The organism is Frateuria sp. (assembly GCF_013362045.1).
Lineage (GTDB): Bacteria > Pseudomonadota > Gammaproteobacteria > Xanthomonadales > Rhodanobacteraceae > Frateuria_A.
Genome location: NZ_JABFWW010000093.1, coordinates 19,061 through 34,015, shown reverse-complemented (window position 1 = coordinate 34,015; position 14,955 = coordinate 19,061). Strand labels below are relative to the sequence as shown.

The following is a 14,955-nucleotide window of genomic DNA, read 5'->3' as shown; positions in this document are numbered from 1 at the left end:
GTGCCGGTGCCGTCCTCCAGCCGCACGAAGGCGTCGCTGTCGCCGCGCTCGCGCACGGGGGTGACCATGCCTGCCACGGTCCAGGGCGTGTCCGGCCCGCGGCGGAAGCGGTTGCCGTCGTCGTTGTCGTTCTTGCGCAGGCGCGGTGGCTGGTAGCGTTCGGCGATCTCGCCGAGGGGGCAGGTGGACAGCTGCGCCAGCTCCTCGCGCCACGGGTCGGTCGGGTGGCCGGACAGATAGTGGCCGAGCGTGTCGCGTTCACCCTGCAGCTTCTGCTCCAGCGGCCACTCCGGCGCCGTCGGCAATTCGATCTGCACCACTGGCGCCGCCGTGCCCATCGATGCGCCGAACATGTCGTTCTGGCCGGACTGCGCGTCGCGCAGGTTCTGCTCGGCGGCCTTGATCGCGCCGGGCAACTGCAGCATCAGGCTGGCGCGGGTGGGCGCCAGCGCGTCCAGGCTGCCGGAGAGGATCAGCGCTTCCAGCACGCGTCGGTTGAGCCTGGTCGGATCGACGCGACGGCAGAAGTCGGCCAGGTCCTTGTACGCGCCCCCACGCCGTCGTTCCTCGACGATCGACTCGCAGGCGCCCTGGCCGACGCCCTTGATGGCCCCCAGGCCGTAGCGGATCACGCGCGGCTCCACCGCCACGAACATGAAGTCCGAGGCATTGACGTCCGGCGGCAGGATGGTCAGGCCGATCGCGCGCGACTCGTCCAGGAACGTCACCGCCTTGTCGGTGTTGTCCATGTCCGAGGAGATCGTCGCGGCCATGAACTCGGCCGGGTAATGCGCCTTCAGCCACGCGGTCTGGTAGGACACCAGCGCGTAGGCGGCCGCGTGCGACTTGTTGAAGCCGTAGCCGGCGAACTTCTCCATCAGGTCGAAGATGGCGTCGGCCTTCTCGCCGGACAGTCCGTCCTTGGCGGCACCTTCGCGGAAGGTCGCGCGGTGCTTGACCATCTCCTCGATTTTCTTCTTGCCCATCGCGCGACGCAGCAGGTCGGCGCCGCCGAGCGTGTAGCCGCCGACGATCTGCGCCATCTGCATCACCTGCTCCTGGTAGACCATGATGCCGTAGGTCTCTTTCAGGATCGGCTCGACGCGCGGGTCGGGGTATTCCACGTCCTCGCGGCCGTGCTTGCGCGCGACGAAGCTGGGGATCAGGTCCATCGGGCCGGGGCGGTAGAGTGCCACCAGCGCGATGATGTCCTCGAAGCGGTCGGGCTTGGCGTCCTTGAGCATGCGCTGCATGCCGGAGGATTCGAGCTGGAACACCGCAACCGTCTGCGCTTTCTTCAGAAGCTCGTAGGGCGCAGGATCGTCCAGCGGCAGCGTGGCGATGTCCAGCGGTTGCTCGCCTGCCTTCGCGCGGCGTGCGTTGATGGCCTTGACCGCCCAGTCGATGATGGTGAGCGTTCGCAGGCCGAGGAAGTCGAACTTGACCAGGCCGACCGCCTCGACGTCGTCCTTGTCGTACTGCGTCACCACGCCGCCGCCGCCCGGCTCGCAATACAGCGGCGCGAACTCGGTCAGCGGCTTGGGCCCGATCACCACGCCGCCGGCGTGCTTGCCGGCGTTGCGGGTGAGGTTTTCCAGCTTCAGCGCCAGATCCACCAGCGTGCGCGCTTCTTCGTCCTGCTCGTAGAGCTCGCAGAACTCCCTGACGACGCGGTCGGGCTCCTTCTTCGACTTCTCGGTGCGGCCGAGCGCATCGGACAAGGTCAGGTCCAGCGGCCGCGGCGGGATCAGCTTGGCGATGCGGTCGACCTGGTTGTACCCCATGCCCAGCACGCGGCCGGAGTCGCGCAGCACGGCCTTCGCGGCCATCGAGCCGTAGGTGATGATCTGGCTGACGTGGTCGCGGCCGTACTTGTGCGCGACGTAGTCGATCACTTCGTCGCGGCGGTCCATGCAGAAGTCGATGTCGAAGTCCGGCATCGACACGCGTTCGGGGTTGAGGAAGCGCTCGAACAGCAGGTCGAACTGCAGCGGGTCGAGGTCGGTGATCTTCAGCACCCACGCGACCAGGGAGCCGGCGCCCGAGCCGCGGCCGGGTCCGACCGGGATGCCGTTCTGCTTACCCCAGTTGATGAAGTCGGCCACGATCAGGAAGTAGCCGGGGAAGCCCATGCGGATGATGACGTCCAGCTCGCGCTCCAGCCGCGCTTCGTAATCGTCCAGCGTGTAGCCGGGCGCCAGCGGTGCGGTGGCGAGGCGCTCGGCCAGGCCCTGACGCGCGGTCTCCCGGATGTAGCTGTCGAGGTCGTAGCCTTCGGGCACCGGGAAGTCGGGCAGGTAGTAGGTGCCGAACTTGAGTTCCAGGCTGCAGCGCTTGGCCAGCTCGACCGTGTTCTCCAGCGCTTCGGGCAGGTCGGCGAACAGCTTGGCCATCTCGGCCGGGGACTTGAGGTACTGCTGGTCGGAATAGTCGCGCGGGCGCTTGGGATCGGCCAGCACGCGACCCTGGTGGATGCATACGCGCGCCTCGTGCGCCTCGAAGTCGTCCCGCTTGAGGAAGCGCACATCGTTGCTGGCCAGCAGCGGCAGCTCGAAGGCATCGCCCAGCGCCAGCGCCGCGGTGTTCCAGGCTTCTTCGCCCTCGCGGCCGCAGCGGGTGAGCTCCAGATAGAGGCGGTCGGGGAACAGGCGCACCAGTGGCTGCAGTCGCGCATGCGCCGCCTCCACGCCCTGGTTGGCCGCCACCCGGCCGACCTCGCTTTCACGCCCGAGCAGGGCGATCAGCCCCGCGCTGGATTCGGCGGTAAGCCAGCCGGACTCGACCAGCGCCTTGCCGCCATGCTGGCCCTCGCGCCATGCGCGCGAGACCAGCCGGGACAGGTTGAGATAGCCCTCGCGGTTCTGGCACACCAGAGTCAATCGCCAGGGGCGCGGGTCGTCGGGCGAGCCGATCCACAGGTCGCAGCCGCCGATCGGCTTGATGCCGGCGCCGCTGCACGCCTTGTAGAACTTCACCAGCGCGAACATGTTGCTGTCGTCGGTGAGCGCCACCGCCGGCATGCCTTCGCGCACGCAGGCATCGACCAGCGCCTTGATGCGGATGGTCGAGTCGACCAGCGAGTACTCGCTGTGCAGGTGGAAATGGACGAAGCGGGCGGACATGCAGACTCACTCGGGTGAGTCCGTGAAGGCTACGCTGCGGCGCCCGCTTCCCACAAGCTTGACAGCGGGTGGGCGGCTGCTGCCGCCGGCTTCAGTGCACGAAGAACCGCTCGTCGTCCTCGTTCCATTCGACGTAATGGTCGAAGCCGCTGGTCGCCAGCGGTCGCCGGTCGTAGTCGGCGTGGGGAGGGCTCGGACCGGTCGGTCCCGGCGTCTCGTCCGCGCGGGGCTGGACGGCTGGCGTGGCGAAGGGTTTCAGGCTGGAGCGCACGTGGAAGAAGCGGGACAACATGGCACGACTCCTGCGGAGGGCATCCGCGGTGGAGAACGACGGCGTCCGTGCGAACGCTGGAAGGCCGGAGCGACGACCCTCTTTCCATGACCGATAGGATGCGCCGATTGCAGCGAAAGTTGCATAGACCTATGACCTATTTTTGCCGCCGCACCCGGCGACCGCGCGCGACCGTGCAGAGGCGGGCATGCGTCTCCGAGGTATTGCGGGAAGGCTGACGGCCACGGCCACGATCGGCGTTCCGCCAGGCAATGTTTCCTGCGTTAGAACAACGTGCCCTGGTCGTGCAGCAGCTTCACCGGCGCGAAGCTGCGTCGGTGCAGCGGGCAGGGCCCCAGCTGCCTGAGCGCGGCCAGGTGTTCGGGCGTGGAGTAGCCTTTGTGGTTGGCGAAACCGTAGCCGGGATGGTGGCCGTCGAGTGCGTGCATCAACCGGTCGCGGGTGACCTTGGCGATGATCGAGGCGGCGCTGATCGCCGGCTCCAGCGCATCGCCGCCGACGATGGCGCGGCCCGGGCAGGGCAGCGCCTTGGGCAGCTGGTTGCCGTCGACCCAGGCTTCGTGCGCGGCCACCTGCAGGCCCGCCACGGCCCGGCACATGCCGGCCATGGTGGCCTGATAGATGTTGATGCGGTCGATTTCCTCCACCTCGACCAGCACGACGTGCCAGGCCAGCGCGCGCTCGACGATCTGCGCATAGAGCGCCTCGCGCCGCGCTTCGGTGAGCTTCTTGGAATCGTCCAGGCCACGGATGCGGCGACGCGGATTCAGGATCACCGCGGCCACCGCCAGCGGGCCGGCGAGCGGGCCCCGGCCGGCTTCGTCGACGCCGGCCACCAGGCGCGCGATCTTCGGCGAAGGCCGCGCGCCTGGTGGCAATGGACCGCCCGCCACCGGGATGCCGCATGGCATCTCCGCGATAGCTGCCCCGTCGCCAGGGTGCGTGCCCACCTCGGAAGAGGGCGGGAGCAAGGTCGCGACTTCGTCGGAACCGTCAGGAAGCATGCCGGCCCTCCAGCAGCTCGGCCACGGCGGCGGCCGCGCGCCCGCCCGCACCGCCTTCCTCCGATCCGCGCAGCACGCGGTGCAACTGTTCGAACGCCGCCACCACCCGGCCGCGCCGCTCGCTGTCCGCAAACAGCGCCAGCGTGGCCTGGGCGAGATTCGCGGCGGTGCAGTCCTCCTGCATCAGTTCGGGCACCAGCTTCTCCTGGCCGAGCCCGCAGGCGCGCGCCAGGATGTTGGGCAGCGCGTACACGTCGGTCTTGAGCATGCGCAGGGCGCGGGCGATGCGGTAACTCCAGGGCGACACGCGGTAACCGACCACCATCGGCCGCTTGGCCAGCATCGCTTCCAGCGTGGCGGTGCCGGAGGCCAGCAGCACCACGTCGGCGGCGAGCATGGCTTCGTGGGCATGGCCTTCGATCAGCAGGGGCGCGCCCTCGTCGCGCGGGCCCGTCGCGAGCAGGGCTTTCAGGCGTGCGTGCACTTGCGCGTTGGCGGCCGGGATCACGATGCGCAGGCCCGGTAGCGCCGCGCCCACGCGCCGTGCGGCCTCGATGAAAATGGTACCCAGGCGCTCGATTTCCGACGGCCGGCTGCCCGGCAGCACGGCCAGCACCGGTGCGTCCTGCGGCAGCTGCAGCAGGTCGCGGGCGCCGACCCGGTCGGACACCAGCGCGAAGCGGTCGGCCAGCGGATGGCCCACGAAGCGCGCGTCCACGCCGTGGCGCGCGTAGATCGGCGGCTCCATGGGGAACAGGCACAGCACGCGGTCCGCGCTCGCGCCGATCTTTTCGGCACGCTTCTCGCGCCAGGCCCAGACCGACGGGCTTACGTAATGGACAGTGCGCACGCCCGCCTCCTTGAGGCGGCGCTCGACGCCCAGGTTGAAGTCGGGCGCGTCGATGCCGACCACCACGTCCGGGCGCACGTCGAGCAGCCGCTGCAGCAGCGCCTTGCGCAGGCGCAGCAGGCGCGGCAGATGGCCGATCACCTCGGCGAAACCCATCAGCGACAACTCGCGGATGTCGTACCAGGACTCGAACGCCTCGCGCTGCATGCGCGCTCCGCCGATGCCGACGAAACGGGCATCCGGGTAGCGCCTGCGCAGGGCCGCGACCAGCTCGGCGCCGAGCTGGTCGCCGGAATCTTCGCCGGCGATGAGGGCGATGAGAGGCGAGGAACGCATGGAGCAGGAGTGTAGCGCGCGCGGGTCGGGCCTTGTCGCGGGCTCGACACCCTCGCCCCGCCTCCCGCAGGAAGAAGAAGTTTGGCGTGGATGACGCGGGACGTTGCTACCGTGCCAGCGAGCGCTCGCTACGGTCGAGGAAGTCCAGCATTTCGCGCACGTCATCGCTGTCATGCGCCTGCGTGGCGAGCTGCTGGCGCGCCTCGGGCAGCGACAGCCCGGCCATGTACAGCGTGCGATAGGCGCGCTTGATCGCCGAGATGCGCGGCGAGTCGAAGCCGCGGCGCTTGAGGCCTTCGCTGTTGATGCCGCGGGGGCGGCCGTGCTGCTCGTTGGCCATCATCACGAACGGCGGCACGTCGGAGCCGACCAGGCAGCCCATGCCGATGAAGGCGTGGGCGCCGACCTTGCAGAACTGGTGCACGCCGGCATAGCCGGAGATGATCACCCAGTCGCCGATCTCCACGTGCCCGGCCAGCGCCGAGTAATTGGAGAACACCGCGCGGTTGCCGACCTGGCAGTCGTGCGCGATGTGCACGTAGGCGAGCAGCCAGTTGTCGTCGCCGATGCGGGTGCAGCCGCCGCCTTCGCCGGTGCCGCGGTTGATGGTGACGAACTCGCGGATCAGGTTGCGGTCGCCGATCACCAGTTCGGTGCGCTCGCCGGCGAACTTCTTGTCCTGCGGCGGCCCGCCGATCGAGGCGAACTGGCTGATGCGATTGTCGCGGCCGATCCGCGTGGGGCCTTCGATCACCACGTGGGGCCCGATCACCGTGCCTTCGCCGATTTCCACCTCCGCACCGACCACGCTGTAGGCCCCGATCGTGACGTTCCGCCCGATCACGGCGCCCGGATCGATCTGCGCGGTGGGGTGGATCATTTGTCGGACCTCGCGGCGCACATCAGCTCGCAGCTCGCCACTTCCTTGCCCTCGACCAGCGAGCGGGCGACGAACAGGCCCATGCCGCGCATCAGCCGCTTGAGCGAAACCTCCAGCCGCAGCTGGTCGCCCGGCACCACCGGGGCGTTGAAGCGGGCGTTGTCGACCTTGGCCAGATAGAACAGCGGGCTGCCCTGGTCGCCTTTCATGCGGCTGGAGATCTGCGTCAGCAGGCCCGCGGCCTGCGCCATCGCCTCCACGATCAACACGCCGGGCATCACCGGATGTCCGGGGAAATGGCCGAGGAAGAAGTGCTCGTTGATGGTCACGTTCTTGAGCGCGACCACGCTGGTGTCCGGCACCAGTTCGATCACGCGGTCGACCAGCAGGAACGGGTAGCGGTGCGGCAGCAGCTGCTGGATCTGCTCCACATTCACCGGCAAGGTCCATGTCGCGGGGGCATTACTCATCGTTACTGTCCTTCTCCAGCGTCGACAGGCGACGCGCGAACTCATCAAGGTGCTTGAAGCGGGCGGCGTTCCTGCGCCACTGGCGGTTGTCCTGCAGCGGCACGCCCGAGGAATACTCGCCCGGCTCGCGGATCGAATGCGTGACCAGGCTCTTGGCGGTAATGGTAACCCGGTCGGCCAGCTCGAGATGGCCGAGCACGCCGGCGTTGCCGCCGATCTGGCAGTAGCGGCCGATCTTGGCGCTGCCCGCCACCGCTGCGCAGCCGGCCATTGCGGTATGCGCGCCGATCAGCACGTTGTGGGCGATCTGGATCTGGTTGTCCAGCCGCACGTCCTCTTCCAACACGGTGTCTTCCAGTGCGCCGCGGTCGATGGTGGTGTTGGCGCCGATCTCGCAGTCGTCGCCGATGCGCACGCCGCCCAGCTGCGGAATCTTCACCCAGTGGTCCCGCTCGAAGGCCAGGCCGAAGCCGTCGGAGCCGATGACCGCGCCAGGATGCACCAGCACGCGCCTGCCCAGCGTGACGCGCATGACCAGGGTCACCCGCGCGACCAGGCGCGATTGCGCGCCCACCACGCAGTCCGGTCCGACGATGCAGTGCGGGCCGAGGACGGCGCCATCCTCCACCACGGCACCGTCCTCGATCACGCAATGCGGACCGATGCTGGCGCCGGTGCTGACCCGGGCGCTGGTGGAGACCACCGCGCTGGGATGGACGCCGCGTGGCGCGGCGGGCAGGCGCTCGAACAGCGCGGCGAGCCGGGCATAGGCGACGTACGGGTCGGCGGCAACGAGAGCCGCGGTGGGGCAGTCGGCCAGGTACTCCTCGCGCAGCACGACCACGCCGGCGCAGGTCGCCTTCAACTGCGCGGCATACTTGCCGTTGGAAAGGAAGCTCAACTGGTCCGGTTGCGCCGAGGCCAGCGTGCCCACGCCGGCGATCCGCCGCGCGCCATCGCCATGGAAGGCGAGGCCGAACCTCCCGGCCAGCTCGGCCACTGTGTAGTTGTGCTCGCTCATGGGCGCTCCGGTTGAGGCTGGCCATTGTAGGCGAGGGCGCGCGGCGGCACGACGCCCGTCCGTGCGGCCGTGCCCGCAAACGAAAAGCGCGGCCCGGGGGCCGCGCCTTGGGGTCGCGCCTGCGGCCGGGTCAGAACTGGCTGCCGAAGGTGAACTGGATGCGCTCCTCGTAATGGCGATCCTCCGCCTTGGAGCGGATCGGCATGGCGAAGTTGATGATCAGCGGACCGATCGGCGCCTGCCACTGCAGGGCGATGCCGGCCGAGGCACGCAGCTCGCTGGCGTCGAAGCTCTGGTAGTTGCGGAACGCGTTGCCGACGTCGACGAAGGCGGAAACGCGCGCGGTGTTGACGTCCTTGAGGAACGGCAGCGGGATGAACACCTGCGCCGTGCCCAGCACCTTGAAGGCGCCGCCGATCGGCTGGGCGTACTGGTAATAGCCGTTGGAGCAGGTGCCGTTGGCGTTGGGCACGCTGGTGGCACCGGAGGCGCCGATGCACACGCGCGGGCCCAGCGTGTTGTCCTGGAAGCCGCGGACGTCGCGCACGCCGCCGGAGTAGAAGTTCTCCCAGAACGGAAAGTCGTATTTCTGGCCCGCCACGAAGTCGCCGAAGGTGCGGCTGTAGGTCTGGTTGCCGTAGCTTTCGCCGTAGCCGACCTGCCCGTCGAGGTACAGCACGAAGCCGCCGCCGATCGGCCAGTAGTGGTTGGCCTCGCCCATGAACTTCCAGTACTGCACGGTGGAGCCGGGCAGTGCGATCTCGGTGTTGGCCGAGAGCAGGCCGCCGCGGGTGGGCGCCCAGTAGCCGTTGCGGGTGTCGTGGTTCCAGCCCAGCGTGCCCGTCCAGGTGTGGACGGTGCGGTTGCCGACCGCGTTCTGGTAGTCCACCAGCACCTGCGGGGTGATGCCCGCGAAGGTGTTGATCTTGTTGCTGGACACGCCCAGGCCCACGCGCAGGCCGTCGGTTTCGCTGATCGGGATGCCGAGGTAGCTGGAGAACGACTTGGTGCTGTTCTCGTAGTTGGCGAAGTCGGTATTGCCGTAGTCGGTCTTCGAATACGTGGCGTTGTAGCCGATGCCGATGCCGTTGTCGGTCAGGTACGGGTTGTAGTAGCTGGCGGTGATGCGCGAGTAGTAGCTCGAATGCTCCGCGCCCACGCTGAAGCTGTCGCCGGTGCCCAGGAAGTTGTTCTGCGACACCGAGGCGTTGAGGATCACGCCCGAATACTGCGAGTAGCCGATGCCGAACATCATGCTGCCGGCGGACTGCTCCTCGACCTTCACCGTGACGTCGACCTGGTCCTCGGTGCCCGGCACGCGTTGCTTGTCGATGTCGACCTTCTTGAAGTAGCCCAGGCGCTGCAGGCGGATCTTGGAGCGGTCCAGCGCCGCCTGCGAGTAGTAGGTGCCCTCGAGCTGACGCATCTCGCGGCGCAGCACGTCGTCCTCGGTGCGGGTGTTGCCCTGGAACACCACGCGGCGCACGTACACGCGCTGGCCCGGCTCGATGTAGAAGGTCAGGTCGACGGTGCGCTTTTCCTTGTCCAGCTTGGGCACCGGCGTGACCTTGGCGTAGGCGTAGCCGATGTTGGCCAGCATCGCCTTGATCGCGTCGGAGCTCGCCTCCACCGCCTTGCGGTTGAAGGTCTGGTCCTTCTTGACGAACACCAGCTGGCGCAGCATGTCCTCCGGCAGGATCAGCTCGCCCAGCAGGTGCACGTCCGAGACGGTATAGATCTCGCCCTCCTTGATGCTGGCGGCGATGTACATGGCGCGCTTGTCGGGCGCGATGGTGACCTGCGAGGAGTCGATGCCGAAGTCGGCATAGCCGCGGTCCATGTAGTAGGACTGCAGCTTCTGCAGGTCGCCGGAGAGCTTCTCGCGCGAGTACTGGTCGTCCTTGGAATACCAGGACATCCAGTTGGTGGTGTCCGACTCGAAGTCCTCGCGGATGGCCTTGTCGGTAAAGGCGGTGTTGCCGACGATGTTGATCTGCTTGATCTTGGCCGCCTTGCCCTCGCGGATCTCGATGTCGATCGCCACGCGGTTGCGGTCCAGCCGGGTCACGTGCGGGTCGACCGAGACGTTGTACTTGCCGCGGTTGTAGTACTGGCGGATCAGCTCCTGCTGCACGCGGTCCAGCGACAGCCGGTCGAAGGTCTCGCCCTCGGACAGGCCGATCTCCTTCAGGCCCTTGCGCAGGTCCTCTTCCTTGATGTCCTTGTTGCCGCGCAGGGTGAGCTTGGCGATCGACGGGCGCTCGACCACCTTGATCACCAGGATGCTGCCCTCGCGCGAGAGCTCGACGTCGCTGAAGAACTTGGTGTTGTAGAGGGCGCGGATGGCGCGCTCGGCCTCGTCGTCGGTGAGCCGGTCGCCCTTGTTGATCGGCAGGTAGTTGTAGACGGTGCCGGCGGAGATGCGGCTCAACCCGTCGATGCGGATGTCGGAGACGACGAACGGCTCGAACGCCAGCGCGTTCGCGGAGAGTGAGGCGAGCAGGAGCAGGGCGGCGATACGCTTCATCGTCGATTCCGGTGGGTTATTCCGACGGCCGGCCTTGCGAGCCGTTCCGAGCATGAGCCTGATGAGAGGGACGGGGCTGGGCCTCGTCCCGGGACGCATCCGCACCCGTACCGGGCGTCGCTGCCGCCGACGGGCCGATAGCCGCGGGGGAGGGCACGCGCGTCACGAAAGCAGGGTGCGGTGTATGTCGTTGTAGAACGCCAGCCCCATCAGCGTGAACAAAAGGACCAGGCCGATGTACTGGCCGATCATCTGGGTCCGCTCGCTCACCGGGCTGCCTTTGACCAACTCGATAAGGTAATACAGCAGGTGTCCGCCGTCCAAGACGGGGATCGGCAGCAGGTTGAGGATCGCCAGGCTCAGCGACACCAGCGCCAGGAAATTGAGGAACCAGGGCAGGCCCATCTGCGCCGACTGGTTGGCGACCTGGGCGATGCCGATCACGCCCGAGAGGTTGCGGGTGGAGGCCTGTCCGCTGACCATCTTGCCGATCATGGTGAAGGTCTGGCGGGTGCTGTCCCAGGTCGACTGCAGCGCCGCGCCCAGTGCCCTGACCGGGCCGTAGCGGCGCATCGCGCTCTCGCCGGGAACCGCGCCGATGCCCACCGCCCAGCGGGCCGGCTGGCCCTGCAGCGACTCCCAGCGCGCCACCACCGGCAGGTGCAGCACCTGGCCGTCGCGGCGCACGGTGACATCGAGCCTGGGCGACTGCGGCGCGGCGTCCTTGACCGCCGTGGCGAAGGCGTCGAAGTCGGACACCGGCTTGCCGTTCACGGCCAGCAGCGCATCGCCGCTGCGCATCCCGGCCTGCGCCGCCGGTTGGCCAGGCATCACGGTGGCGGCGATCGCGGGGGGCGGCGCGAGCTTCAGGCCCAGCGTGTCGAAGTATTTGTCGATGCTGAGGCCGGCCGGCAGCTGCTGCAGCGGCAGCACCACGTCGCGCTGGGCGCCGTCGCGGCCCTTGACCACCAGCGGCAGCGGTTCGCGCCCGAGCAGGGCGGTGGCGACCTCGTCCATCGAGTCGCTCATGGTGGCCACCGGGGCACCATCCACGCGCAGCAGGCGGTCGCCGGGCTGGATGCCGGCCGCGGCGGCCATGCTGCCGGGCGCGGCGGTGACCACGGGCGCCGCATCCGGGCGGCCCAGCATGAACATCAGCCAGAGCGCGGCCACCGCGAAGATCAGGTTGAAGCCGGGGCCGGCGATGACGATGGCGATGCGCTTCCACACGCTCTTGCTGGTGAACTCGACCTCGCGCAGTGCGGGGTCGACCTCGCCCTCGCGGGCGTCGAGCATCTTCACGTAGCCGCCCAGCGGAATCATCGCGACCTGATATTCGGTGCCGTCGCGGCCGATGCGCCTCCACACCGCCCGGCCGAAGCCGACCGAGAAGCGCAGCACCTTGACGCCGCAGCGGCGCGCGACCCAGTAGTGGCCGAACTCATGGAAGGTCACCAGCACGCCCAGCGTGACCAGCAACCAGAACACCGAGCCGAAAAAGGGATTCATCGAAAACCTGGGGATTACTTCTCGAGTCCGAGCTTATCAGCAAGCCGTGCGCAACTTGCGCCGCGCCACTGAACGTGCCTGCGCGTCGCGTTCGCGCAGGGCCTGGACATCGACCACGGGCTGGGCCGGCAGTTCCTCGAGCACGCCCTCGACCAGCTCGGCGATCGCCAGGAACGGCAGCGTTCCGGCCAGGAAGGCCTCCACCGCCACTTCGTTGGCGGCGTTGAGGATGGCGGGGGCGTCGCCGCCTTCGCGCAGCGCCTGGAAGGCCAACGCCAGGCAGCGGAAGGTCTCGAGGTCCGGCTTCTCGAAGGCCAGCGGTGCGCAGGTGGTCAGGTCCAGCGGCGCCACGCCGGCTTCGATGCGCCGGGGCCAGGCCAGCGCGTGGGCGATCGCCGTGCGCATGTCCGGGTTGCCCAGCTGGGCCAGCACGGAGCCGTCGGCGTACTCGACCATCGAATGGATCATGCTCTGCGGGTGCACCACCACCTCGATGCGCCCGGGCGCGGCGCCGAACAAATGATGCGCCTCGATGACTTCCAGGCCCTTGTTCATCAGGGTGGCCGAGTCGACCGAGATCTTGCGGCCCATCACCCAGTTGGGATGCCTGCAGGCCTGCTCGGGCGTGACGCCGGCGAGTTCGGCGCGGCTCCTGCCGCGGAACGGGCCGCCGGAGGCGGTGAGGATCAGCCGGCGCACGCCTTTCGCATCGAGGTCGGGACGGCCGCCGGGCAGGCACTGGAAGATGGCGTTGTGTTCCGAATCGACCGGCACCAGATCGCCGCCACCCTCGCGCAGCGCGGCCAGCAGCAGTTCGCCGGCCATCACGATCGATTCCTTGTTGGCCAGCAGCAGGCGCTTGCCCGCGCGCGCGGCGGCCAGGGTCGACTCCAGCCCGGCCGCGCCGACGATGGCGGCGACCACCGTGTCGCACAACGGGCCGGCTGCCGCGGCGGTGATCGCCTCGGCGCCGCTGGCCACTGCGCAGTGCACGCCGGCGGCGTTGAGCCCGCGGGCGAGCGCGGCCTCCAGTGCGGAGTCGGCGATGATCGCCAGCTCCGGGCGGTGCCTCGCGCACAGCGCCACCAGCGCCTCGACGTTGCGGTTCGCGACCAGCACGGCGGCGCGGAAACGATCCGGATGCCGGCCGATCACGTCGAGCGTGCTGCCGCCGATCGAGCCGGTGGCGCCCAGCACGGCGACTTGGCGGGGCACGCCGGCGTTTACAGGCGCCGCAGTCATAGGCCCAGCAGCAACTTGCCCAGCGCGAACACCGGCACCGCGGCGAACACGCTGTCCATGCGGTCGAGCAGGCCGCCATGGCCGGGGAACATGCGGCCGGAATCCTTCACCTGGGCGTGGCGCTTCATCAGGCTCTCGATCAGGTCGCCGATGATCGACGCGGCCACCGTGAGCACGGCCAGCAGCGCCAGGCCGAGCAGGCGCAGGCCCTCGACGCCGAGCAGCCAGCCGCCCGCGACCGTTATCAGCGCCCCGGCGGCGAACGCGCCATACACACCCGCCCAGGTCTTGCCCGGGCTGATGTTGGGCGCGAGCTTGCGCTTGCCCAGGAAGCGGCCGCTGAAGTACGCGCCGATGTCGGCGGCCCACACGATCGCCAGGGCGAGGAAGGTCCACCAGTGGCCGTGCGGCTCGCTGGCGTGGATGGCCAGCAGACCGACGAACGCCGGAAACAGCACGAACACGCCCGCGGTGAGCTTGAGGTTGCGGTTCTCCGGGGTCGGCGCGGCGGCGAAGGTGTAGTGTCTTAGCCAGAGGCAGGCCAGCGCCCACCAGGCGACGCCCGCCACCAGCAGCACGGGCCACACGGGCGTGGCCTGGAGCCACCAGAGCAGGCCGAACGCCGCCAGCGCAACGGCCAGCAGCGCGCCGCGCACGCGCCGGTTGCGCAGGCCGGACAGGCGCGTCCATTCCCACAGCGCGGCCAGGAAAACCACGGCTACCACCGGCGCGAACAGCCAGGTGGGCGGCAGCAGGATCACCAGGAAGACCACAGGCGCAAGCAGCAGGGCGGTGAGGGTGCGTTGGAGCAGCATCGAGGATCCTTCGGTTATCGCCCGATCATACGGACTCAGGCGATCTGCTCGCCGGTACGCCCGTAGCGGCGTTCGCGGCGGGCAAAGTCCTCGATGGCGCGGGCCAGGCAGGCCTGGTCGAAGTCCGGCCACAAGGTATCGGTGAAGTACAGCTCGGCGTAGGCGATCTGCCAGAGTAGGAAGTTGCTGACGCGCATCTCGCCGCCGGTGCGGATGAACAGGTCCAGTGGCGGCAGTTCGGCCAGACTGGTCCAGCCGTTGAAGCGCGCCTCGTCGATGTCCTCGACGCGCAGCTCGCCCTGCGCCACCGCGATGGCCGCCCGGCGCGCGGCGTGCACGATGTCCCAGCGCCCGCCGTAGTTGACCGCCACGTTGAGCGCGAGCTTGAGATTGCCCGCGGTACGGGCCATCGCCAGCTCCATGCGCTTGCGCAGTTCCTCGTTGAAGGCGGAGAGGTCGCCGATGAAGCGCAACCGCACGCCCTGCTCGTGCAATTCGTCGACCTCCTTGTCCAGCGCGCGCAGGAACAGCTCCATCAGCGCGCCGACTTCCTCGTCGGGGCGCCGCCAGTTCTCGCTGGAGAAGGCGAACAGCGTGAGCGCCTCCACGCCCTGGCGCAGGCAGCCTTCGACCACCTCGCGCACGGCCTTGCGCCCCGCGTTGTGGCCGAAGCTGCGCGGGCGCAGGCGCGCCTTCGCCCAACGGCCGTTGCCGTCCATCACGATGGCGATGTGGCGGGGAATGGTCATGGATGTGCGCAGGCTGATCCTTCTCCCTTCCGGGGAGAAGGTGCCCCATAGGGGCGGATGAGGGGTTGTGGCTTGCGGGCAGGGTCGCTCGTGCAGGCCTCTCGCAAGAACGGCCCCTCACCCCATCCCTTTCCCCTG

The 14,955-nt window shown here is 68.8% G+C and carries 12 protein-coding genes; all 12 read right to left on the bottom strand.

Features of this window, described 5'->3' with window-relative positions; translation table 11 throughout:
- A partial coding sequence (gene dnaE / locus HOQ08_RS04625; RefSeq protein WP_291192133.1) for a DNA polymerase III subunit alpha occupies positions 1-3,122 on the bottom strand: 3,122 nt, incomplete at its 3' end.
- A 91-nt stretch (positions 3,123-3,213) separates the two neighbouring features.
- Positions 3,214-3,414, bottom strand: a complete 201-nt coding sequence (locus HOQ08_RS04620) for a hypothetical protein (RefSeq protein ID WP_291192131.1) — start codon at positions 3,412-3,414, stop codon at positions 3,214-3,216.
- Between the two features lie 263 nt (positions 3,415-3,677).
- Positions 3,678-4,325, bottom strand: coding sequence for a ribonuclease HII (gene rnhB, locus HOQ08_RS04615; protein ID WP_291192129.1), 648 nt, complete (start codon positions 4,323-4,325; stop codon positions 3,678-3,680).
- A gap of 82 nt (positions 4,326-4,407) precedes the next feature.
- Positions 4,408-5,604: a lipid-A-disaccharide synthase gene (gene lpxB, locus HOQ08_RS04610; RefSeq protein WP_291192127.1), complete on the bottom strand. Its 1,197-nt coding sequence runs from the start codon at positions 5,602-5,604 to the stop codon at positions 4,408-4,410.
- A 106-nt stretch (positions 5,605-5,710) separates the two neighbouring features.
- Complete coding sequence (gene lpxA / locus HOQ08_RS04605; protein WP_291192125.1) at positions 5,711-6,484, bottom strand: acyl-ACP--UDP-N-acetylglucosamine O-acyltransferase; 774 nt, start codon at positions 6,482-6,484, stop codon at positions 5,711-5,713.
- On the bottom strand, positions 6,481-6,954 hold the full coding sequence (gene fabZ / locus HOQ08_RS04600; RefSeq protein WP_291192124.1) for a 3-hydroxyacyl-ACP dehydratase FabZ: 474 nt from the start codon (positions 6,952-6,954) through the stop codon (positions 6,481-6,483). Before fabZ ends, lpxA begins: the two co-directional genes overlap by 4 nt.
- On the bottom strand, positions 6,947-7,975 hold the full coding sequence (lpxD, locus tag HOQ08_RS04595) for a UDP-3-O-(3-hydroxymyristoyl)glucosamine N-acyltransferase (protein WP_291192122.1): 1,029 nt from the start codon (positions 7,973-7,975) through the stop codon (positions 6,947-6,949). Before lpxD ends, fabZ begins: the two co-directional genes overlap by 8 nt.
- A 130-nt stretch (positions 7,976-8,105) precedes the next feature.
- Positions 8,106-10,502, bottom strand: a complete 2,397-nt coding sequence (bamA, locus tag HOQ08_RS04590) for an outer membrane protein assembly factor BamA (RefSeq protein ID WP_291192120.1) — start codon at positions 10,500-10,502, stop codon at positions 8,106-8,108.
- A 162-nt stretch (positions 10,503-10,664) separates the two neighbouring features.
- Entirely contained in the window at positions 10,665-12,011 is a 1,347-nt protein-coding gene (rseP, locus tag HOQ08_RS04585) for an RIP metalloprotease RseP (RefSeq protein WP_291192118.1), read from the bottom strand.
- A gap of 36 nt (positions 12,012-12,047) precedes the next feature.
- Entirely contained in the window at positions 12,048-13,226 is a 1,179-nt protein-coding gene (locus HOQ08_RS04580; RefSeq protein WP_291192116.1) for a 1-deoxy-D-xylulose-5-phosphate reductoisomerase, read from the bottom strand.
- Positions 13,227-13,249: 23 nt separating this feature from the next.
- Positions 13,250-14,068: a phosphatidate cytidylyltransferase gene (locus HOQ08_RS04575; protein WP_291192114.1), complete on the bottom strand. Its 819-nt coding sequence runs from the start codon at positions 14,066-14,068 to the stop codon at positions 13,250-13,252.
- A 35-nt stretch (positions 14,069-14,103) separates the two neighbouring features.
- Positions 14,104-14,817, bottom strand: coding sequence for a polyprenyl diphosphate synthase (gene uppS, locus HOQ08_RS04570; protein ID WP_291192112.1), 714 nt, complete (start codon positions 14,815-14,817; stop codon positions 14,104-14,106).
- Positions 14,818-14,955: the final 138 nt, after the last annotated feature.

What these genes read in the sequence shown, in the direction of transcription:
- HOQ08_RS04620 (WP_291192131.1), bottom strand. Translation starts at nt 3,414, where the DNA reads ATGTTGTCCCGCTTCTTCCACGTGCGCTCCAGCCTGAAACCCTTCGCC.
- rnhB (WP_291192129.1), bottom strand. Translation starts at nt 4,325, where the DNA reads ATGCCATGCGGCATCCCGGTGGCGGGCGGTCCATTGCCACCAGGCGCG.
- lpxB (WP_291192127.1), bottom strand. Translation starts at nt 5,604, where the DNA reads ATGCGTTCCTCGCCTCTCATCGCCCTCATCGCCGGCGAAGATTCCGGC.
- lpxA (WP_291192125.1), bottom strand. Translation starts at nt 6,484, where the DNA reads ATGATCCACCCCACCGCGCAGATCGATCCGGGCGCCGTGATCGGGCGG.
- fabZ (WP_291192124.1), bottom strand. Translation starts at nt 6,954, where the DNA reads ATGAGTAATGCCCCCGCGACATGGACCTTGCCGGTGAATGTGGAGCAG.
- lpxD (WP_291192122.1), bottom strand. Translation starts at nt 7,975, where the DNA reads ATGAGCGAGCACAACTACACAGTGGCCGAGCTGGCCGGGAGGTTCGGC.
- bamA (WP_291192120.1), bottom strand. Translation starts at nt 10,502, where the DNA reads ATGAAGCGTATCGCCGCCCTGCTCCTGCTCGCCTCACTCTCCGCGAAC.
- rseP (WP_291192118.1), bottom strand. Translation starts at nt 12,011, where the DNA reads ATGAATCCCTTTTTCGGCTCGGTGTTCTGGTTGCTGGTCACGCTGGGC.
- HOQ08_RS04575 (WP_291192114.1), bottom strand. Translation starts at nt 14,068, where the DNA reads ATGCTGCTCCAACGCACCCTCACCGCCCTGCTGCTTGCGCCTGTGGTC.
- uppS (WP_291192112.1), bottom strand. Translation starts at nt 14,817, where the DNA reads ATGACCATTCCCCGCCACATCGCCATCGTGATGGACGGCAACGGCCGT.